Origin of the sequence: Seinonella peptonophila (assembly GCF_900129355.1) — a bacterium.
In the GTDB taxonomy this organism is placed as follows: domain Bacteria; phylum Bacillota; class Bacilli; order Thermoactinomycetales; family Thermoactinomycetaceae; genus Seinonella; species Seinonella peptonophila.
On the sequence record NZ_FQVL01000002.1, the window covers coordinates 370,808 to 394,762 of the forward strand.

A 23,955-nucleotide genomic window follows, 5' to 3' on the forward strand; every position below is an offset into this window, starting at 1 on the left:
TATTAGGAATGAGTGACATGATTTGCATATCGAATGATTTTGAGTAGTTGTTCTCTGTACTGTTGCATCAATCGCTCCATCGTCTCTTGTCGATATGCTTTTGGTGAATAGCGGAACGATAGAACCAGTTTCCCTTCTCCTGTGATCGCACTGTTCACCTCTATTTTCTCTTTTATCTGTGTCTGAGGGTCTACAGCGTACCCGACAGGCATTGCATCCAAACGATAAGAATCCATCTTGCCTAAATAGTTAAAAGAAATCTCCGGTTGTAGTTGAAACGAGAGAGCTGAACGTAATGACGGTTTTGTTAGATATTTTAGCAATCCATAGCCAATTCCCTGATGAGGGACTGAGCGTAGCTGTTCATTGATACTTTTGAGCAAATGTTGAGTTGATGAAGCATTTCGCTGAAATATCATGGGATATAAAGTTGTGAACCAACCTACTGTTCTTGTCACATCAATTTCTGATAAGATATCTTGGCGACCATGCCCCTCCATCAAGATAGCCACACGATCTCCTACACCCCATTCACTGACAACTGACACTAGCGCTGCTAATAATACTGTTTGAACCTCGTACCCAATTGATTGCAAGGCATTCGTTTCTTTTGAGGTTAGTTCCATCAAAACGATTTTTCCTTCTCCTATTGCATAGGTTTCTGTAGTTGGAAAATCTGTTGGAAGTGGTAAAACGTTAAGTTGCTCCAACTGCTGCCAATAGGGAATTTCCCGAATCAATTCTTGACTATTTGCATACTGAGCCAATTGTCGACTCCACGTTTGAAAAGAATCACTTACAGGTGGAAGTGTAATCACTTGTTGATTCAGTAGCTGTCCATATGCTGTATAAAAATCCTCTACTAAAATTCGCAAAGAGACTGCATCCACAACCAGATGATGAATCACCCAAAGCAAATGGTCTCCATGGTTGGTTCTGAAAATGGCTAAGCGGATCAACGGTCCTTGATCAAGGCGAATACTTTGTTGAAGACGATTTGCCTCAGCTAGTACACGTTCCCTTGGCTCTCTTACTTGACGAAGGTCAATCACTTCTAATGTAAAATAGATTCCTTCATCCATCGCCCGGTTTCGTTGTAAAACGCCCGTATCAGTCCATTGATAAATCATCCGAAGTCCATCATGGTGCTGTACGATTTTTGTCCAGACTTGTTCTACAATCTGTTCGTTCCAACCTTCTGCACGGTACAGCATATGACCCATATTCCAATGATGAATATTGGCAGAGAGTTCAAATGCCCACTGCTGTATCGGCGTTAACATGACTTCGCCGGTAACCATCTTTTCTTTTTTGAGATGGTTTTTATCGATCTGCTGCATGCGCAAAGCGAGTTGCTCAACTGTTGGTGCTTGGAAAATATCTTTCATCGAGATGTGATAGTATTTCTCTCTTAGTTTTGCCACTACATGCATCGCCTGTATCGAGTCACCGCCTTGTTCAAAAAAGTGATCATAAATACCAAATTGTTCCCCAGGTAAAATTCCCTGCCACACTTCAACCAGCAACTTCTCTTGATCGCTGCGAGGTGCTACATACTTCTGCCCCATTCGATCTGATCTTGTAGGCATCGGTAATGCACGACGATCTACTTTTCCATTTGGTGTGAGGGGCAATTCATCTAATACCATCCAATCAACAGGAATCATATAGTCAGGCAATTGTTCCAATAGATCGGCTCGTAGCTCCTGTAGGGTGATCGCTTCATCTAAATTTGCCCAAACCAGATAAGCGGCAAGTGCTGTCTGCTCTCCTTCAGTTCGTGCGATGACCACGCCATCTTGGACTGCTGGATGCCGTAGCAATGTCTGTTCAATCTCTGCCACCTCTACCCGATAGCCTCGAATGCTCACCTGATCATCGATTCTGCCCAAATACTCCAACTCTCCATTGGCTAGCCATCTTACCCGATCTCCTGTCCGATAGAGTCGCTCCCCTGGTTGAAAGGGATGAGGGATGAAGTGAGCAGATGTTTGCTCAGGATCGTGTAAATAACCACGAGCTAAGCTTGCTCCTCCCAGATAAAGTTCACCTGGTACACCGATCGGCTGTAATCGTTGTTGTTCATCCAAAACATAAGCTTGTTGATTTGCAATGGGTCGACCGATGGGCAGCCTATGTTGTGTAGGGTCAATACAGCAATAAGTGGAGACTACTGTGTTCTCTGTTGGCCCATAGTTATTGTAAATCTGGTAAGATTGTGGCTTCACATGGCGCAATTGATCGCCTCCCACCAGCAGGGCACGCAAGGAGCGATTATCCCGCTCCATAAATCGCTGAGCCAAAGGGGTGGGCAGAAAGCTAATCGTGATGCCAGTCTGTTCATAATAGTGATGCAATGCTTCTAGATCGAGTCGCAACTCTTCAGGGATCAGATGAACCGTTGCCCCTTGTAGCAGATAAGGGAATAGCTCCCAGACAGCTGCATCAAAACTGACACTGGCAAATTGCGTCGCTTGATCCTTCTCTGTCACTTGGTACGCTTCTTGGTGCCATTGCACCAGGTTCAATACTGCACGATGTTCCACCATCACCCCTTTGGGACGACCCGTTGAACCTGAGGTGTAGATGACATAGGCAAGGTCATGGGGCTGATTGATTAAGCTGGGATTTCCTTGCTCTTCCTGTTGAAGCGTAGGATCATCCACATGCAGGGTTAGACCTGAGAAAGATTCAGGAACTGATTGATTCGCAGACACCAAGAGATAACTCGCTTGACTCTGCTTTAACATATACATGATTCGCTCTGGGGGATAGTGGGGATCAATGGGCAGATAGGCTCCACCTGCTTTTAATGCACCCAAGATTCCCACCACCCATTCCAGGGAACGCTGAGTCCAGATGGCGACAAGCTGCTCTCGCTGAAGACCCTCTCTTCTCAATCGATGAGCAAGCTGATTGGCACGCTGGTTTAGCTCTTCATAGGTCATGCTTCTCCCTTGATCGACCAGTGCGATCGACTGAGGAGTCTGCTCCACCTGTCTCTCCCATCGCTCGACTAATGTTTGATGGCTGCTTCCGATTTGTTGCCCTCCATCAGCATAAGCCAATAGCTGCTTCTCTTCATCAACAGTGAGACAGGAATATTCATGTAAGGATCGACCAGGAGCAGCGATGATCTGAGTCAGCAATTGCTGATAATGAGCAGCCATTCGAGCAATTGTCTCTTCCTTGAACAGATGGCTGGCATATTCAATGGATAGATGGAAATAATCTTCTTCCACCATGATAAAACTTAAATCGAATTTTGCTGTAACCCCTGCTCGTTCGTATGGTTGATAGTGAAGTCCTGGTATATTTTTCTGTTCAAAGGCTAAGTTTTGCAACGAAAATACTGTGTCAAAAAGCGGATTTCGACTCAAATCACGTCTTACTGTCTGTTGATCAATCAAATGCTCAATTGGATAATCACCATGTTCATTTGTAGCAATCATCTGCTCCTTTACTTGCTGAACCCAATCTGCAAAGGAATTGGCTGGATTCAGTTGTAGACGAAGCGGTAAAGTATTCACAAACATACCCACCAATGGTTCCACTTCTGCTTGTTGTCGACCAGCTTGTGGCGAACCGATGACCAAGTCCGTCTGTTCGGTGTACTTCATTAACAGCAATGAATAGGCTGCCAATAAAAGCATATACGGCGTTACATGAAGTTCTACTGATAAACGATTAATCGCCTCGCTTAATTCTTTCGAAAAAGTGACAAAATAGGATGCCCCATCAAATTGTTGAATCGGAGGGCGTGGATCATCTGTTGGCAACTGAAGAACGGGCCATTCTTGTTCCAATTGCTTTAACCAGAATGATTGATCTTTCTTCAATTTCCCTTTATCTAACTGTTCTTGTTGCCAGACAGCGAAGTCTTTATATTGAATAGATAAAGGTGCCAATTCTTTTTCTTGGTAAATATCTATCAATTCTGACCAGAAAATTGACAAGGAAGCCCCATCGGCGATGATGTGATGTAAATCGAGTAAAAACAGGGATCGATGATGGGGCAATTTTATCAATCCTGCTCGAAATAATGGAGGTTGATCCAGCGAAAAAGGCTGAATCCATTCTTCTAAAATACCTCTAGCTGATGATTCCGAGGAAGCCGTTGCCACTAATAACTTACTTTCTATCTGCTGATGGACTCTTTGCACCAATTGATCCCCATCTAAATGAAAAGTAGTGCGCAGCGTCTCATGTCGACGCACTAATTGATCAAGCGCATTTTCTAATCGCTGATGATCCAATTCACCCTCAATCTGCATGATCATCGGAATATGGTAACTGGTGCCAACTTGTTCAAAGCCCTGTAATAGATAGATTCGTTGTTGTGCAGAGGTAGCCGGGTAAAAATCTCTCTCTTCAACTGGCACAATGGAATGAGCAATTGATGCTTCTGTACTTTGGATCACTTCACCTAGTGACTGCACGGTTGGATGTGCAAACAAATCGCGTAGTGAGAGTGATACATGATATTGTTTCTCGATCCGTGCCAGTAAAGCGATCCCTTTTAAGGAGTGACCACCCAATGAAAAAAAGTTGTCGTCAATGCCAATATTCGTTATCTGAAGTACTTCTTCCCAAATCGAGACCAATTTCTTCTCAAGATCAGTGCGCGGTGCTATGTAGGCAGCATCACGGCTAAAGTTTTGAGTAGGTTCTGGTAATGCATGACGATCCAGCTTTCCATTTGTGTTAAGCGGTAGCTGTTCTAAGGAAATATAGTAGCTGGGCAACATATATTCAGGAAGCCTCTTTGCTAAGTAAGCCCTTATCTCTGCTACATATCCACCAACCAGATAAGCACATAATTCACCTTGATGGACAATCACTGCTGCATCTTTCACACTCGGATGTGTCAGCAGATGAGTTGTAATCTCGCCTAATTCGATTCGATGTCCTCGTATTTTTACCTGGTCGTCGATTCTCCCCATATATTCTAATTCTCCACTGTTAAGCCAACGCACACGGTCGCCTGTTCGATACATCTGGGTGTCTGGTAAAAATGGATCAGGCAAAAAGCGATCTGCTGTTAATTGAGGTTGTTTCCAATAGCCTCTCGTTACACCAGCCCCACTTAAATAAAGTTCGCCAATGACACCAGTCGGCACGAATTGCTGATGCTCATCCAGTACATAGGCGCGCATGGTTGGTAATGGTTTTCCTATATTGGAGCGATTGGATGTAATCAACTGATCATCAATTTGTTTCACTGTGGCATAAATGGCTGCTTCCGTGGGGCCATACATATTGAGCAATTCTGTGTTTGGATACCATTTGCGCCATGCTTTTAATTGAGCTGGAGCAAGCGCTTCACCTGCAAATATAATCCTACGTAGCGAAAGATCATGCTTTGTTTGATCTTCTTCTATTGCTTGTAAAGGAATAAATGCTGATGGAGTCTGACAGAGAATCGTCACCTGTTCTTGCGCTAATAAATCTCTCAACTGCTGGGGATGCCGAGCGACTTCGCTTGTTACCAATACAAGTGCAGCCCCATGTAATAAAGCACCAAATATTTCTCCAACTGAGACATCAAAGCAGAATGAATGAAACATCGCCCAACGATCCGTTTGCTGAATTTGCCACTGGTTTCCTTCATATAGCCAGAGCCGAGTAACATGGCGATGTTCAACCATGACGCCTTTTGGCTTACCTGTAGAACCAGAAGTATAGAGCAGATATGCTAAGTCACTTGATTGATTGATTAATGGTAGTTCTACATGATTCCCCGTATATAGCTTGGGATCATCGATACATAAAATCTTGCCAGTATATGCGACTGACTGCTCTACCGAAGAAGTAGTGAGTAGGAGAGCCGCTTCGCTATCCTCAAGTAGATACTCGACCCTTTCTTTTGGATACGTGGGTTCAATCGGAAGATAAGCGCCTCCAGCTTTTAAAATTGCTAAGATGCCAACGATCATCTCAATTGATTTCTGCATTTGTAGGGCAACAATTGAATCACGCGAGACACCTTGATCACGCAACAGACAACCCAGTTGGGTAGAACGCTGATCTAGTTCCTGATAGCTAAGCTGCTGATCTTCAACTATAACAGCAATTGCATCTGGCGTTCTTTGCGCCTGCTCTTCAAATAATTGATGTAATGTTTTCTCGGCTGGATAGGGAACAAGCTGCCCTGCCTGGGCAAGCTGCATTGCTTTTTGATCCTTGGTGAGCAAGGAGATCTCCTTAATCAACCGCGTATCATGCACCATTAATTGTTCTAGCAGATGAGTAAAAGAATCTGCCATGCTGCTGATGCTACGAGAATGAAATAAATGTGTCGCATATTCAATCGTCATCTCTAACTGATCTCGCTCAATCACAGTCCATGTCAAATCAAACTTAGCTGTAGTAGCTTGCATAGGAAAAGGCGCGATGTCTACATCTGGTAAAGTTAGCTGGGTTTGCTGATGATTTTGCAAGATAAACATGGTATCAAACAATGGATTCCGACTTGGGTCCCGTTGTAAAGGGAGTTGTGCAATTACTTCTTCTAATGGGTAGTCTCCCGCCTCATATGCCGCAAAAAGCTGCTCTTTTACTTGGTGAATCAATTGACGAAACGTAAATGTAGGATCGGGTTTCAGACGGATTGGCAACGTATTGACAAACATCCCTAACATTTGCGTGATATCCGCATGTGTCCGACCAGCAAAAGGTGTACCAATCAAAACATCCTGTTGCCCACTCATCTTCATTAACCAAACACTATATGCAGCCATTAAAACCATATACAGCGAACTTTTCTCATCTTGAGCGAGTTGATTCAATTTTTTTGTCAGTTCATCTGGCAATGACCATTGATAAATGTCACCTGTAAATTGTTGCTCTGTCGGTCTTGGATAATCAGTAGGCAATTCTAATTTCGGTAGCTCTCCTGACAATTGATCAAGCCAATACGCTTGCTGCTGTTTTGCTTGCTTTGTCTTCAGCCATTGCTGTTGCCAATATGCAAATTCTTTATACTGATAAGGTAATGGCTTTAGGTCACCATCTTGATAACAAATGATCAATTCTTGAATCAAACAATTGATCGAAACACCATCTGCAATGATGTGAGGGACATCAATTAATAAGATAGAGCGATTTGTTGCGAGTTCGACCAGTCCAGCTCGAATCTGTGGAACTTGGTACAAGTCAAAAGGTTGTATCCACTGTTCAACATACTTACGTGCCTCTTCCTCCGTGTTAGCTTTGACCTGCTTTATCTCGAGTGTGGCATCAGCATGAACCTTCTGTAAGACCTCATCATCAATCATCTGAAAAGAAGTTCTCAATACCTCATGTCGCTGAATCAATTGCTGAATCCCTGCTTTTAAACGCGCTAGATTAAGCTGTCCATCCAAGGAGAAAACAAGTGGAATATTATATCCGACGCCAACATTTTCAAATTTCTGCAAAATATACATTCGCTTTTGCGCCGATGACACAGGATAATAAGCCTGCTCGGGCAATTGTTCAAATGAAACTGCCCCCTCTTTTTCTGCTTCATCGATATAGGTTGCTAATGCTGCAACAGTAGGTCGGTCAAAAATCTCGCGAATCGAAATGTGAACCCCAAACTCTTTTTGAATCCGCGCTCGAAGTAAGATCGCTTTGAGCGAATGACCACCCAATGCATAAAAATGATCATGAATCCCTACTCGTGGCACTTCTAATACTTCTTCCCATAGATCGACCAACCGATCTTCAGTTCGATTACGGGGCGCTTCGTAGAGGGCTGTTTCCTTGGATATAGCGAATGAAAGAAGTTTTTGACGATCTACTTTCCCATTTGCTGTGATAGGTAATTGATCAAGCTCCACAATTTGTGCTGGCAACATATAGGATGGCAACTGCTTTTTTAGAAATGCATGCAATTGATCTGCCTGGATCACTTGGGGCTGTTTAAGGACAACATAAGCGATAAGGCGCTGCTGGGACGTACGTTTCCCATGTACCAATACGATTGCTTGTGTAACCAAGGGATGTTGATATAGCTGCCCCTCGATTTCTCCTAGTTCGATCCGATAGCCACGAAGTTGTATTTGATCATCGACTCTACCTAAAAACTCTAATCTACCATCTGGTAACCAGCGTGCTAAGTCACCCGTTCGATAGAGCCGCTCCCCGTTCCAGTCCATAAATCGCTTAGCTGTCAGTTCTGCTCGGTGTAAATAGCCTCGTGCTAGGCTATCCCCTCCAATCCAAAGTTCACCAGGTAGCCCAACCGATTGTAACTGTTGATGATGATCAAGGAGATAGACACGATTATTGGCGATTGGCCGACCAATCGAAATTGGTTTTGTCTCTGTTGTGATTGATGTAGCAGTCGCGACAACTGTGTTTTCTGTAGGCCCGTAATGGTTCACAAGTGTATAAGATGTTTTTGATACTTGTTGAAGTTCTTCCCCTCCTGTTAGCAGGAAACGTAAGGATTGATTTCCCACTTGCATAAATTGCTCGGCCATCTGTGTTGGTAAAAAGCTGATCGTGACACCATGTTGCTCAAAAAACTGACTTAAAGCCATCGGATCGTGACGCAGCTCATCAGGAACAATGATCAGAGAAGCACCGCTTAACAACGTAGGAAATAACTCCCATGCGGAGGCATCAAAGCCCAATCCTGCGTATTTAGAGCAACAATCTTGCTCTGTCAGTTGATATTGTTGCTGATGCCAATAAGCGAGATTGATGAGCGAACGATGTTCGACCATCACACCTTTTGGTAAACCAGTCGAACCGGAAGTATAGATCACATATGCGAGATTCTTTGCGTCCCCGTTAATATCTGTTAGCTCTTTTTCCACTCCTTCCTCATCTATGATTAAATGTTTGCCATCATACTGCTTAGGTGGACCGAATCCTTCTTGGCAAAGCAACAATCTAGCGCTGCTGTCCTTTAGCATGTAGGCGATTCTATCTGCCGGATAAGCAGGGTCAATAGGCAAATACGCACCACCAGCTTTTAAAATGGCTAAGATGCCAACTACCCAATCGATAGACGGTCGCGCCAAAACACCTACGATGGTCTCACCCTTCACACCTTGTTTTTGTAGCAAATAGGCCAGTCGGTTCGCACGCTGATTTAACTGGGCATATGTGATTTCCTTATTTCCATCTATTACAGCAATGTGCCGCGGTCTCTTATTCACTTGTAATGCAAAAAGCTCATGGATCGTCTGATGTGCTGGAAAATCGCTTTCTGTCTGATTCCAGCTTTCTAATTGATGAATTTCCTCAGGGGTGACTAGGGATAAATCCTTCACTTTCATGTCTTGCTGATTAATCAATTGTTCCATGATGAATTGCAAATGATTCCATATACGATCCACGGTTGATGTTGAATAGACGGAGCGGTTATATCGAAATGTAAAAGCAAGCTGCTCACCTGCTGCTACGACTAAGTTAAAATCATAATGCGTCTGTTCAAAGCCATGTACATCTGTAATCTGGAAACCAAGTTCTCTTGATAACATCGACTCATCAAAAGGATAATTTTCAAAAGCGATGAGATGGCGAATCATTTCTTGATTTGGCAATAGATCAGCTAATGAAAGGTGGTGATAAGGCTCTGTCTCTAATAACTCTTGCTGAATCCGTTGAATCAATTGTTGGATTGACTCATCACCCTGACTTTGCACTCGACAGGGAACGGTATTGATAAAGAGCCCCACCATCTTCTCTACTCCAGAGATAGTAGGAGGACGCCCTGACACAACCATCCCATACAAGACATCATCCGTTAAATTATATTTTTGTAGCAGAAGCGCCCAAAGAACTTGTACAACAGAGTTTAGCGTCACTTGTAACTTACGAGCATATTGATTTAACTGTTCTGTCATTGCCTTACTACAAACATACTTCTTTACACCTAATTGATAGGGTTGGTCAATACTCTTTTCTTCTGGAATCGTGATAGTTTGCTCAAATCCATCAAGATACTGCTGCCAAAAACGTTGTCCTTTCTCTTCATCCTGCTCAGCTAACCAACGAATATATTGACTATATCGTGGTACATGCTTCTGGAGAAAAGGTAACCCCTCCTTTTTTCGCTCATAATTTTCAAGGAGGTCATTAAGCAATATCCCCAAACACCAACCATCCATCAAAATATGGTGAAATTGAATGATCAGCTCAAATCGATCATGACTGTATTGAAATAAGGCAAGTTGAAATAATTGATCTTTACTAAGATCAAATCCTTTTTCTCTTTGCTCTGTCAGAAATTTTTCTATGTATTGCTGTTGTTCTTCCTGACCTAACCATGATAAATCCTGAAAATATAGCCGAACCTTTCTCTCTTTTAAGACAACTTGCATCGGTTTTGTTACATGCTCATATAAGAAAACGGTTCGCAACATCTCATATTGATTGACAAGATGCTGAAATGATTCTTCAAGCAAGTGCTGATCCACTTTTCCAGTTAGCTGAAAAGATGTTTGCTCAAAATATGCCGTTGAACGTGGATCATTTAGATAGTGAAATAACATTCCCTGTTGTAATGGTGAAAGTCGATATAAATCTTGGACATTTTTGCGATCAAACAAATTTGATCACTCCTATTCATACTAACGGACAAACCGCGTCTATATTGTTTTCAATATATGCAACAAATCAAGCAAGTAGACACAGCAAAAAACCACGTAAAATACGTGGTCAGTGATAGCAATAGGCACCAAGTATGCTCAAGTCATGATACATAATGATTAAGGTCGAATTTCCACTTGATATTCCTTCATCCAACGATCAATTTGTAATAATCGTTCAATCGGTGCAGACATGGATGAAGGAACAGCTTGTCCAATGATTTCACGCTGAATTTCTTCTGGATTGAGAAAAGGAAGTAAGGGAGACTGTGGATCATCTAAAATTTGCTGCATTTGAGCTTGTAACGCAGCATAATACTCTTTCTTTTTCATTTGTGGATATGCACTTTTCTTCCGACTGCGTACATCATCAGGAAGTACATCAGCAAGAGCTCGGCGAAGAATGCCTTTTTCCATTCCATCGGTATTTTTCATTTTCCAGGGAATATTCCAAACATATTGAACAAGCCTTGGATCGCAAAATGGTACACGAACCTCTAGCCCCACAGACATACTCATCTGATCTTTTCGATGTAATAACATGGATAGCAAATGTGTCATGTTTAAATAACTAAATTTGCGGATATCGGCTGAAAGAGGATCTTCTCCAGGTAGCGTCGGAACATCATTTAAAGCAGCTTGATACTGATCATGCAAATATTCGATAGGCCGAAGCAAGCGGTGGCACTCTTCTGAAAAATAAGAGAAACGATTATATTGACGGTCACCGATCCATAGATGAATCCATGGGAAAGTAGGCATATGAAGTCGCTTATCTTCGTGATACCAGGGGTAACCACCAAAGATCTCATCAGCCGCTTCACCAGAAATGGCCACTTTGGCTCGCTGTTTGATAGCCTTAAATAATAGATAGAGTGACACTTCATATTCTCCAAAACCAGGTAAGTCATGGGCACGATAAGGTGTTGCAGCATATTCGAGTAGATCGGATGTTGTTAAGTCAATTTTGTGATGGATAGTTTGACAATGTTGCACTACTTTTTCAATCCAGGGCGTATCTAAGCTAGGTCTCATATAATCTGTAGCAAAATCTTGTTCACTATCATAAAAATCTATTGAATATGTGTGCAAAGATCCCTTATTTTGTTGACGGTATAAATCAGCAGCTATGGCTGTTAGACCACTTGAATCAAGACCACCTGATACAAGTGTTACTACTTCTGTATCTGCGATAAGTTGCCGGTTCACAATATCATAAAGATACTCTCTTATGGTTGAGACTGTCGTATCAAGGTCATCAGGATGAGCATAACTCTCAATCTTCCAATAAGTAGTTTCCTTTTTACCTTGTTGGTTATATTGAATGACTTGCCCAGGCATCACTTCTTGGATATCTTTATAGATACCATTTCCTGGTGTCCGAAAGCCAAGCGTTAATATTTCAGCTAACCCTTCATACGTGATTTCAGGATTTATATCAACATGCGCTAACAAGGCTTTCATTTCTGAGCCAAATATTAAAGCGCCTCCTTTTTGTGCATAAAAGAGCGGCTTTACACCGATTTGATCTCTAACCAGTACCAATTCCTGTTTGGCTTCATCCCATATGGCAAAAGCAAAAATTCCATTAAAATACTTTGGAGCATCAATTCCCCACTCTAAGTATGCTCGGAGGACAACTTCTGTATCTCCACGTGTACGAAAGCGATGACCCTTTTGGAGCAGTTCGTCTCTCAATTCAAGAAAATTGTACAATTCGCCATTATAGACCATTACATATTTACGATTTCCTTCATTAATGACAAACGGTTGTTGTCCACCTTCAGGATCAAGTATCGTCAGTCGACGATGTCCCAAACCAACTGTTTTTGAGATCCAGTATCCTTTATCATCGGGTCCACGATGTGTCAATGCATTTGTCATTTTATATATTTGTGCTGTTTCGTTTGTTAAATCCTTAGACCAATCAACCCATCCTGTTATTCCACACATAGCTGTCATCTCCTGAACGAAGTGCTAGTTATAAGAAAAGAGAATATTGTAGATAAATATTAGATAAATATTAGATAAATATTAGATAAATATTTAATCGATATTTATTAAGATGATTAAACCAATTAATTTATAGAAAGTCAAATGTAAATATTTTTATAAAAAATATTTTACTTAATATATATAATAGTGGATATTAAATTTAAATAAAAAAACGAACGACCTGTAGTCATTCGTTTTATCGCACTTATTTTGTTATCCCTGTTCTAACTCTCCAAAAACATCTTCTAACTCATCCATCGTTAAGTCATCATGTGCTGTAAAATCACTGGGTGTAAATTCTCGATTATCCTGACTGATACAGTGTTCAACCATCCTTAATAATTGCTGTCGGTAGTTAGACATAAACCTTGTTATCTCATCCACTTGATATCGATGTCGATCATAACGCAAAACCAGATGAAATTTATTTTCTTCTACAAGTGAAGTAATTTCAAGTGGAGACAAAGCAGTCGCCTTTGGACTGATTGAGGTTCCTGCTGGTAATGAAGAAAGCGACACATGTGAAGAGGAAAATTGCCCCAAATAATTAAAACTAACTTCTGGCTGTGCGATCTTTCCATCGCCTTGAGCAGACAAATACTTATAAACGCCATATCCAAAGCCTTTTTGAGGAATCTGTCGCAACTGTTCTTTAATCTGTTTAATCAATGCCCCATCCTCTGATTGATCGCCTTTTAATATGAGAGGAAAGATCGAAGTAAACCAACCAACAGTTCGTGAAATATCGACTCCCTCTAATGCTGACTCACGTCCATGCCCTTCTAGTAATAGACAGAGATGTTCATTTCCTTTCCAATGATGAAAGGAGCGAACTAATGCTGTTAGAAGTAAATCATCGATCTTTGTTCCATATGCATGATGGCTTTGTGTTAATAATCGCTGCGTCTCATCAACAGAAAGCGAAAAACTGATCATTTCCATCGCTGAAGATTGTGAGGGACGACTATACGCGCTTAATTGCTGGATGGATTCCATCTTTTCTTCTATCTCTTTCCAATATTTCCATTCGCTTTGATGTTTTGGATCGTTTGCATATGTGAATAAAGATTGACTCCATCGTTGATATGCATCTGTTTTTGGTGGTAATTGTATCATTTCTCCCTGCACAGCTTGATGGTATGCAAGTGAGAAATCATCAATCAAGATGCGCCAAGAGACCCCATCGACAACCAAATGATGAATGATAAACAAGAGATGGTCGCCTTCAGCCAATTGAAAATGACCACACTGCATGAGCGGGCCTTGCTCAAGAGATAGCTGACCTTGCATACGTTCTGCTTCCTTCTTTACTCGCTGCCTCACATTCGCTTCTTGTCGAAGATCAATGGTTTCTAGATGAAAAAGTTTCCCTACAAGCCCGCGGTTATATTGTGTTACACCATCATTTTCGATCTGGTAAGTCATTCGAAGTGCATCATGATGTTCGACTAATTTTTCTAACGCTTTTCTTAAAGCATCCTGCTGCCATCTTTGCGACCGATAGAGGAACATCGTTTGATTATAATGATCACGCTGCGCGAACGGCTGGCTAAAAAACCAACGCTGAATAGGAGTCAAAGCAACATCACCTGTAACTAAGCCTTGCTCGGCGACTGCTTTCAATGGCTGAACCAGCGGTGCCAACTCAGCGATTGTCGGTGATGTAAAGAGAGACTTCATTTCCAATGTACGATCAAACTGTTGCAGTCGAGCTATAATTTGAATCGCTTTAATAGAATCTCCACCATGTTCGAAAAAGTTATCATCAATACCAAGCTCGGATCTGCCTAATACTTCTTGCCAAATTGGAAGCAATAATCGTTCGTTTTCATTCGTTGGGATCCGATATTGGGTGCGAACAGATTGTACTTCCTCAGGTCTCGGTAATGCCCGTTTATCAATCTTTCCATTCGGGGTAAGCGGTAGTGAATCTAATCGAACCATATGCGTTGGGATCATATAATCGGGTAACCGTGTGCTCAGATACGCACGAAGCTCTGCTAAATCTGATGTCTCGAGTGTCGAACCAACCACATAAGCACAGGTCGATGTTATCTCTTTTGCTTGCTGCACAGTCACAATTGCTTCTTCTACTTCCTCATGAGCGAGAAGCTGTGCTTCAATCTCTGCTAGCTCCACCCGATAACCACGTATACTTACCTGATCATCAACACGCCCCAAATATTCCAACTGACCATTTGCCAACCAGCGTACACGATCACCTGTACGGTAGATACGCTGTCCTGGCATAAATGGGTCATCGATAAAATGCTTGTTGGTTTGTTCTTCATCATGCAAATATCCACGAGCCAAACTTACTCCGCCAATATATAACTCTCCAGGAATACCAATTGGCTGTAATCGCTGCGCTTCATCCAGCACATATAATCTTTGATTATCGATAGGTGAGCCGATTAATAATTTTCCCTGTGCCGGGTCTATCGGAAAGCATGTTGTAACTACTGTATTCTCGGTTGGACCATAATTATTGTAAATCGTATATCGCTGTGGCTTTACTTGTCGTAATTGGTCACCACCTGTTAACAATGCACGCAATGAATGATTTTCTAATTCCATAAAGCGCTCCGCGAGTGGGGTTGGTAAAAAGCTAATCGTAATTCCGCGTTGTTCAAAATAGCGATTTAATGCCACTAGATCAGTTCGAATCGCATCTGGAATGATATGAACTGTTGCTCCTGAGAGTAGATATGGGAACAGCTCCCATACTGCTGCATCAAAACCACCACTTGCTAACTGAGTTGCGCGATCTGTTGTTGTCACTTGATAATATCGACGATGCCACTGCACTAGATTAAGCACTGCTCGATGTTCCACCATCACACCTTTTGGTTGACCAGTTGAGCCTGAAGTATAGATCACATAGGCAAGATCATGTGGATGATTCACGAAGATTGGGTTGTGATCTGCTTCTTGATCTAGCGATTGATCATCGAGGAACAATTGCTGACCTTGGTAAGAGATAGCTAAATGGAGTGTTGATTGCGTTAGCAATAATGAAATCCGACTGTGGGCAAGCATATAATTGATTCGCTCAAGCGGATATGTTGGTTCAATGGGTAGATAAGCGCCGCCCGCCTTGATAATTGCCAAAATTCCCAATACCATTTCGAGTGATCGCTCGGTTAACAGTCCGACAATTGCACCTGGTTTTACCCCCTCTTTTCGCAAACGGTGAGCAAGTTGATTGACACGTCCGTTTAACTCTTGATAGGTCATCCAGCGCTCTTGATCAACAATGGCTATTGCTTCTGGCGTTTGTAGTACCTGTTCTTCCCAGTACTCCGATAACGTTTTTACATCAGCATAGTCAACAACTACACGATGAAAAGTATCCAACAATTCATTTTTTTCGGAGGGAGTTACGATAACAAGCTCGGCTATTGACCGGTTTGGTTGTGTGATCACTTGCTGTAATAGGTGAAGATAATGCGCCCCCATTCGTTTAATGGTTTCTCTTTTAAAAAGCTTAGAACAATACTCAATCGATATTTCCAATTGTTCATCATCGTGTACAACCCAACTCAAATCAAAACGAGCTGTCTTACGCCCATATTCATAGGGAGTTAAATTGGCATGGGGTAATTCGGGCATTTTTAAATCAATATTTTGCATCGAAAAAATGGTATCGAACAGTGGTTGACGGCTCATATCTCGCCGGATTTGTAACTGTTCAATCAATTCTTCCAGAGGGAAATCAGCGTGTTGATGAGCCGCAACCAAGTTCCTTTTTACTTGATCTAGTAACTGACGAAATGATAAGTTTGCATCAAACTGACAGCGAATCGCTAGCGTATTTACAAAAAGCCCCATCATCCGTTCAATATCAGCATGTGTTCGTCCAGCATGCGGCAGACCAACAACAAAATCATCTTGTGCAGTATATTTATGAAGTAGCAAGAAGTAGATTGAAAGCAAGATCGCATAAGGTGTTGTCTGTTCTTGCAAAGCAAGCTGTTTTAGTTGCTCTGCCCACTCTTTTTCTAGTTTAAAAGTATAATAATCACCAACAAATGATTGAATCGGTGGACGAGGAAAGTCAGTCGATAGTTCTAGCACTGGTGGTTGCTCGGTAAATTGTTGCAACCAATATTGCCTATCATGCTGCCAATGCTCCGATTCTTCAGCTTGTTGTTGCCAGACAGCAAAATCCTTATAATGCAATGAAACTGATGATAACGCTTCATCACGAAGGAGTGTGGCAAATTCTTGTAGGAGCAAATTGACTGACATACCATCAAGCAGAATATGATGGAGATCGACAAATAAAATAGCTGATTGAGGTAGATGAATCAGCCTCACTCGCCAAAGAGGCGCTTGTTGTAAATCTATTGGTTGGATCAAGGAAGCAATCTGTTTATCTAATTCTTCCTGATCGGCTTGTATTTGTTGAAAATTAAGCAATACCTGATCATGGACAATCTGTTTGAGTTCCCCATCAACCATTTGAAATGACGTTCTCAAAATTTCATGTCGATTAAGCAGTGTTCTCCATGCCGATTCAATCTGGATAGGGTCAACTTGACCATCCCAGCGAAGCACGATTGGCATATTATAACTCGTTCCAGCATCGGAAAACGATTGAATCACATAGAGACGTTTCTGTGCAGAGGTAACTGGATAATAGGATACATTTGTAGTTGGTTCGATCTTACGATACATTTCTTTTTTCAATAAACGAATATACTGCGCTAACTCCCTGACGGTCGGTCTTGCAAAAAACTCCGCTAAGGGAACTTTGACATGCAAATGCTTATGAATTTGTGCTAGACATATGATCGCCTTTAGCGAATGTCCACCCATTTGGAAAAATGAATCATCCATTCCTAAATGAGGAGTCGCTAAAACATCAGTCCAAATCTGAACAAGTGTCTCCTCCAATTCGTCTTGTGGCGGGACATAGCTTCGTTCGCTTGCTATATTTTCTGTTAGACCAAGTAAAGACTGTTTATCTACTTTACCATGTGCTGTCAATGGAAACTGATCGAGCTGTGTGATACGATCTGGCACCATATAATCTGGCAATCGATTAGCTAAATAGGTTCGTAGCGCATCTGTTTGTGATGGATCAGCAATGACAAAAGCGATCAATCGTTCATTCATCTCCAGCACTACTGCTGCTTCAACTGCTGGGTGTGCTAAAAGCTGTGCCTCGATCTCGCCTAACTCGACCCGATATCCGCGAATACTCACTTGATCATCCAGCCGTCCCATAAATGACAATTCACCATTCTCTAACCATCGTACCTGATCACCAGTCCGATAGAGTCGTTCACTAGGGATAAATGGATTTATTACAAATGAACTCGCTGTCTGCTCTGGGTCATGAATATAGCCTCTCGCAAGGCTTTTACCACCTACATAAAGTTCTCCCGCAATCCCAATAGGCTGTAATCGTCCTGCCTGATCTAATACATAGTGACGTTGGTTTGCAACTGGACACCCAATGGACAAGGGACGCTTACTTGCATGAACCAGACAACTGCTAGAAACAACGGTATTCTCCGTTGGTCCATAGTTGTTATAAACCGAATAGCGCGTCTTCTTTAGCTGCTTCAGTTGGTCGCCTCCTACAAGTAAAGCTCTCAGAGAATGGTTCTCCAACTCCATATAACGTTCAGCTAATGGAGTTGGCATAAAGCTAATCGTAATCCCAACTCGCTCGAAGTAATGATTTAATGCATCTAAATCCATCCGTAATTCGTTTGAAATGATATGGACAGTACTTCCTGATAATAAATAAGGGAAAAGTTCCCATACAGCTGCGTCAAAACCAATGCTTGCCAATTGTGTTGTTTGATCATCTGCCGTCACTTGATACATCTTTCGATGCCATTCAACTAGATTTAAAACTGCTTGATGCTCCACCATCACCCCTTTTGGGCGACCTGTAGACCCTGAGGTATAGATGATATAAGCTAGATCGTTCGCTAAGCAGCTAAAATCAGGATTTTCTTTCATTTGCTTGCGAATTTGTGGGTCATCGATCTGAATCTGTTCTCCAGCAAAATCTACCTGAATCTTTGCCACCTGATCATGTAATAGGAAAGCAGTTTTACTATTTTCTAGCATATAAGCAATACGATCCTCTGGATAATCGACTTCTAGCGGAAGATAAGTTCCACCAGCCTTTAAAACACCGATGATTCCCATCACCGTTTCAAGGGATCGTTTCATCAATAATGCGACGACTGTGCCTTTCTTTACACCCTTTTGTCGCAAGAAATGAGCAAGCTGATTAGCCTGTTGATTTAATTCCCGATAGCTCCATTTTCGATCCTGTTCGACTAATGCAGTCGCTGTGGGGGTCTGCATAACCTGCCGTTCCCAGCTTTGCACCAATGTTTCATCCTTGATGGCTAGTTGCTCTCCCCTACCCATTTGCAATAATCTTTCTTGTTCAACCTCTGTAATCAATGCAAAATCTCGAATCGCTCGCTTAGGATATGTCAATACTTGCCCAAACAAGTGCCGTATATGTCCCTCAAGTCGGGCAATAAAATTTCCTGAATACCGTGATGCATCATATGTAAACTTAAAAAACAACTCTTTCCCTGGCATCAGTTGAACAGTAAAGGGATAGTGCGTCTGTTCATAAACCTCTACATCTGTTATCGAAATGCCAAGTTGCTGTTCTAACTTGCGAATGGTCGATTCATCTACCGGATAATTTTCAAAGGCAAAGAGATGATCGACTAATGCAGATGCACCCATATCTGCTAATGACAAATACTGATAAGGCTCTGCTTCTAAAGCCGTTCGCCTAACATTTTTTAAAAATGCTGAAAAATCATCCGCTGGATTGATTGTAATATGAAATGGAATTGGCTGAATAAATAGCCCTACCATCTCTTCGACTTGACGAATCGCCGCTGGTCGTCCAGAGACAATCGTGCCAAAAACAATCTCATTTGTATCATGATATCGATGAAGCAACAGCGCCCAGATGGCTTGGCAGAGATGATTCAAGGTTACTTTATGTTCTTTTGCTAAACGTTTTAACTGAGCTGTAATCGTTTCATCGATCGAAAAAGAATATACAGCACGCTCCATCTTTTCTCCTTGATACCCTGGTGCAGGCATTCCCGTCGGACGCGTACAATCACTTAATCGCTTCTGCCAATACGACTGCGCCTTCGATAGATCTTGTTCATCCAGCCAATTTATATATTTGCTATAAGATGGTGCAGGCGTGACACAGACTGGCTGTTGCTCGATCCGCTGCTGATAAAACTGCATCAAATCGCGTAATAAAAGTCCCATACACCAACCATCTAACAAAATATGATGAAAGCTACAGACCAATCGATATTGATCCTCTCCCAGATAAAAAAGGGCAAATCGAATCAACACATCACGAGATAAATCAAAGCCTCTCCTACGATCTTGGATACAAAATTGCTCAAGCCGACTTTGCTGCTCACTCGATTCAAATCGGGAAAGATTCTGATAATGAAGTTTACATTTTCGCTCTGTTAATACCACTTGCAATGGCTCAGATAAATTCTCATATAAAAACAGTGTTCGCAGCACATCATATTTGATAAATAAATCGTTCAGACTCTCTTCTAGTACAAACCCATCAATTGTACCTTTGAGATGGTAAGTAAACTGCTCTACATACACTGAAGATTGATCTTCTTTTATTGCATGAAATAAAATCCCCTTTTGTAATGGGGATAAACCGTAAATATCCTGTAGTTGCTCTTGCTTTAAACCCATCAACATCACCTCTTCGTTGATCGATTATATGCGTAGAGCAGTGGAGATAGTCCAATTTGTTAAGGTTACACTCCTGATGGCAGAAATCCTTGTTCAAACGACTCAATGAAGATCTTTTCACCAAATGCCACATGAGCTATTCTCAAGAACTTCTAGTTTTTAGATTTAAGCCTCATCGCACTTTTCACAATAAAAACGGCTGCGATCTTAGCAACCGTTTTTATGCACCACTACATGGAAGTTATCGCCGACTGATCCTATGTAGTGGCGAGGTCCTCTAATAGAGGCTGTGATAGGGATGTGGCAGCACCCCCTCTTCTTTATATAGAAAGTAAAACGCATACTTTTCTGTAAAATATGATTTCCCTTTGGTCTATGAGCATCTATTCACTCTCTGAATGATCGATTTGCTTACGAGGTGTTAGAATATACTTCTCTCTCAAACTATTCTCTAATTTTAATTGAGCTACATCTTTCTCGATAACCTCTAGGATCTGTCTTAATTGACCAGCAAACCGTTCCGACTGTTCAACCGAATCAGTCTCTAGAGCGAGCTCATTATCGCATAATTTTAAATCTGATTTATATGGTTTACTGGAACTTGAATCAAAACATATTTGCAACGTCACTTTATGACCTTTTTCAGTAGACTCCACATCGATCGGTTTATACGTTGACATGCAATCCCCTTTCTTTTTTCCATTGTCACAAAGCCACTCTACCAACTTTAACTTTTGACGCTGCCACCATCTCCGAAATGTCAGTCCTCAGCCCCCTATATGAATATCAATCTACCTATATATTCCCGAAATTGTCATAATTGTAACTCGAACTCTTGTTTTATTGCTCAAACTGATCCGCTTTCCTTGATCTTTATGCAATGATTAAACTCCTCATCAAAGCTACTCTTTCCATAAATGAAAGTTTACCATACACTTATTTCAAACATGCAATGAGGAGGGTATGGATGAAAAAGTTTGATGATTTTGGAAAGCGTATGAAGGAGTATGAGCATGCTTTTCGGTTCTATCTTCCAAAGCGAATGCCTGTTGTGATTCGGATTGATGGTTGCCACTTTCACTCGTATACAAAGAGCTTCACAAAGCCCTTTGATGAGCAGCTCATTGAAGCCTTTTGGGAAACAGGTAAGTTTCTGGGGCAACAGATTATGGGCTGTAAGTTAGTTTATCATCAAAGTGACGAACTATCTTTATTACTTACAAATTATGACAAAATGAATACGGAGTCATGGTTTGGAAATAATCTACAAAAAATCGTTTCTGTATCTGCCTCGTTGGCAACCGCTAAGTTTAACGAGATGATACAACGGCAGAATATCAACCCAATTTTGGCTACTTTTGATAGTCGAGCTTGGATTTTGCCTCAACAAGAAGTGGACAATTATTTTATATGGAGACAGCAAGATGCGATAAAAAATAGTATTTCGATGGTTGCACAGAGTCAATTTTCAGCAAAACAGCTACATGGTTTGAATACAAAACAATTGCTTGAGAAGTTAAGAGTCGAAAGAAATATAAACTGGGCCGATTTACCAATTTGGCAACAAAGAGGTGTATGTTTAGTGAAAAAGCAACATATCAAAAACAATGCTACTCGATCTATATGGGATGTTGATTTAGAGACACCCGATTTCTTGCAAGAGCGACCATATATCAATCAGCACATTTATATAAACACGGCTGAATAGGGGTAAACGCGATGGAGATGATCATCTTTACGGGAATACAGGCATCAGGCAAATCTACCTTTTATAAAAAGATGTTTATTGATACGCATATTCGAATCAATCTAGATATGCTGAAGACAAGACATCGTGAGCTGTTACTCATAAAAGCATGTTTAGAAGCAAAGCAACCGCTTGTGATTGATAATACTAATCCTACTTTAGAAGATCGTAAAAAATATATTCAGCTCGCAAAGCAATATCATTTTCGAACTGTCGGTTATTATTTTGTTCCCCAGTTAACTGAGTCGGCAACCCGTAATCAGCAAAGAGAGGAAAAGAAAAGAGTCCCTCTGATCGCTATAAAAGGAACACTTAATAAATTAGAGCCCCCTCATTCTGATGAGGGGTTTGATCAATTATTTCAAGTGACTATCCAAGGAAATGATTATATTATTTGCGATTACTAACGGTTAACATTGGGCAAGCCACTTTGTATATATGGATTTGATAGATACTCAGTACTAAACTCACCATGTCCATCAAAATAATCTTTCGTAAGTCCTGCTGGATCTAAGGCAAGGGCACCCGCTCCTGGTTTGTCATCATGATCATCCCAGAGCCAAGCTGGACTTGCTGCGTTATGTTTACCATTATCTCCATGAAACTTGCCCCAGCTAGCGAATGTCTGAGGGTCAAAGCGATGATCCCATAAGCCATTAGGTGCAAATGTATTGACTAGTTTATATTTCACAAAGCGATCGTTTCCGTTTTTCGGCACTTGCCCACTTGCTTTATCAGGATAATAGATAACCCCATCTCCACCAGGGAAATCCTTATGATTCCATGCCTTTAAGCCATGTCCTTTTGCTTCCTGAAATGTGGTTGGGTGTTCGGACTGGTCAAAATATTGCATATATGCTTTCCCATCGATATCTTCTTTTCCTTTTTTCAACGGACTTCCAGCTGGTGTAAATGAATAGAAGTCCGAGTGAGCGATGGTAACCATCCCTTCAAATTTTCCATATTTGGAATCATCCTTTCGGACAATCTCCATCACCCCTTCCATATCATTTTCATGTTCTTGTTGAGTCGTACGACCAAAAAAATGAAAGCCATCTTCCCAATCCCTTGGATGATAAAAACTATATACGATAAACCAATGAGTCTTTGTTTCAACAACAGAATAATATACCTCGCCTTTTAATTGATTAGGATGATCATCTTGATGCTCCCAGTTATTTTGCGCATTCCAATCCCCATCATAATCGACTCCTGTTAAATAGTCAGCATCAGCATGACTATTATCTGTATCTTGATAATGGATCGGTGCCCAATGATAAGCTATTTCTAAATTTTGATCATCAGACGCTGCTTGTGTAGGAATGGGAACTAGACTAAGTGGAAAAATAATAGACAAAACCAAAATCATAACATGACGAATTTTATTCATCTAGATGCACCTTTCTAAGAAGATAATAAACTTTATAAAACATTTTATATCATTGCTTTTAAAAGTCCTACTATTTCATAAAATCATGATAAAATGCTTTGCTAATACACAAAAAAGCCCTCACATAATTGTGAGGACTCAGACTGATGAAAACCCAATTGATGAAAGGAAAAGGTTCGTACAATTGGGTAGAAGAAGGAGAAATCGTGGAGTCAATATTTCGCTGCGGAGCGAGTGAAGAGGTGATCGGAAAAGCTCCATTTCGGGCGCAACTTAGCGGAATGGCAGCTGAAGCGGCATTTTCCTTTCGGGCAAACTGTTCGAGTCTCCGCAGGCGGATGCCGGAGGAGGCGAGTTTTGCCCAGCCGCGAAAGTTGACAGAACGCGGACAGTTCTGCATCCTTGCAAGACCGAGCCGGAGCATCGCCGAGAACCACGATCACGAGCGGCTGATCACTCAGCTTTGTCTACAAGCTGAAGCCCTCATATATCTATGA

The 23,955-nt window shown here is 41.5% G+C and carries 8 protein-coding genes; 3 read left to right on the forward strand and 5 right to left on the reverse strand.

Features of this window, described 5'->3' with window-relative positions; translation table 11 throughout:
* Window positions 1-2 precede the first annotated feature (2 nt).
* The 4 genes from BUB71_RS06235 to BUB71_RS06250 form a co-directional block, all read right to left on the reverse strand.
* On the reverse strand, window positions 3-10,547 hold the full coding sequence (locus BUB71_RS06235) for a non-ribosomal peptide synthetase (protein ID WP_073153955.1): 10,545 nt from the start codon (window positions 10,545-10,547) through the stop codon (window positions 3-5).
* Between the two features lie 159 nt (window positions 10,548-10,706).
* Window positions 10,707-12,539 (reverse strand): asparagine synthase (glutamine-hydrolyzing), encoded by a 1,833-nt coding sequence (gene asnB / locus BUB71_RS06240; RefSeq protein ID WP_073153956.1) that lies wholly within the window; start codon window positions 12,537-12,539, stop codon window positions 10,707-10,709.
* A gap of 255 nt (window positions 12,540-12,794) precedes the next feature.
* Complete coding sequence (locus BUB71_RS06245; protein ID WP_073153957.1) at window positions 12,795-20,321, reverse strand: non-ribosomal peptide synthetase; 7,527 nt, start codon at window positions 20,319-20,321, stop codon at window positions 12,795-12,797.
* A 383-nt stretch (window positions 20,322-20,704) separates the two neighbouring features.
* Complete coding sequence (locus BUB71_RS06250) at window positions 20,705-21,001, reverse strand: hypothetical protein (protein WP_073153958.1); 297 nt, start codon at window positions 20,999-21,001, stop codon at window positions 20,705-20,707.
* Between the two features lie 287 nt (window positions 21,002-21,288).
* On the opposite strand from BUB71_RS06250, the gene BUB71_RS06255 reads away from it, so the two are divergent.
* Together BUB71_RS06255 and BUB71_RS06260 are read left to right on the forward strand one after the other, a co-directional pair.
* Window positions 21,289-22,029: a tRNA(His) guanylyltransferase Thg1 family protein gene (locus tag BUB71_RS06255; RefSeq protein ID WP_073153959.1), complete on the forward strand. Its 741-nt coding sequence runs from the start codon at window positions 21,289-21,291 to the stop codon at window positions 22,027-22,029.
* Between the two features lie 11 nt (window positions 22,030-22,040).
* Window positions 22,041-22,475 (forward strand): ATP-binding protein, encoded by a 435-nt coding sequence (locus BUB71_RS06260; RefSeq protein WP_073153960.1) that lies wholly within the window; start codon window positions 22,041-22,043, stop codon window positions 22,473-22,475.
* Here BUB71_RS06260 and BUB71_RS06265 read toward each other — a convergent pair.
* Window positions 22,472-23,458, reverse strand: a complete 987-nt coding sequence (locus BUB71_RS06265; protein WP_073153961.1) for a hypothetical protein — start codon at window positions 23,456-23,458, stop codon at window positions 22,472-22,474. The genes BUB71_RS06260 and BUB71_RS06265 overlap by 4 nt on opposite strands.
* Window positions 23,459-23,604: 146 nt before the next feature.
* Between BUB71_RS06265 and BUB71_RS06270 the strand changes: the two genes are divergently transcribed.
* Window positions 23,605-23,955: a hypothetical protein gene (locus BUB71_RS06270; protein WP_073153962.1), complete on the forward strand. Its 351-nt coding sequence runs from the start codon at window positions 23,605-23,607 to the stop codon at window positions 23,953-23,955.

What these genes read in the sequence shown, in the direction of transcription:
- BUB71_RS06270 (WP_073153962.1), top strand. Translation starts at nt 23,605, where the DNA reads ATGAAAACCCAATTGATGAAAGGAAAAGGTTCGTACAATTGGGTAGAA.
- BUB71_RS06250 (WP_073153958.1), bottom strand. Translation starts at nt 21,001, where the DNA reads ATGTCAACGTATAAACCGATCGATGTGGAGTCTACTGAAAAAGGTCAT.
- BUB71_RS06265 (WP_073153961.1), bottom strand. Translation starts at nt 23,458, where the DNA reads ATGAATAAAATTCGTCATGTTATGATTTTGGTTTTGTCTATTATTTTT.
- BUB71_RS06245 (WP_073153957.1), bottom strand. Translation starts at nt 20,321, where the DNA reads ATGGGTTTAAAGCAAGAGCAACTACAGGATATTTACGGTTTATCCCCA.
- asnB (WP_073153956.1), bottom strand. Translation starts at nt 12,539, where the DNA reads ATGTGTGGAATAACAGGATGGGTTGATTGGTCTAAGGATTTAACAAAC.
- BUB71_RS06260 (WP_073153960.1), top strand. Translation starts at nt 22,041, where the DNA reads ATGGAGATGATCATCTTTACGGGAATACAGGCATCAGGCAAATCTACC.
- BUB71_RS06255 (WP_073153959.1), top strand. Translation starts at nt 21,289, where the DNA reads ATGAAAAAGTTTGATGATTTTGGAAAGCGTATGAAGGAGTATGAGCAT.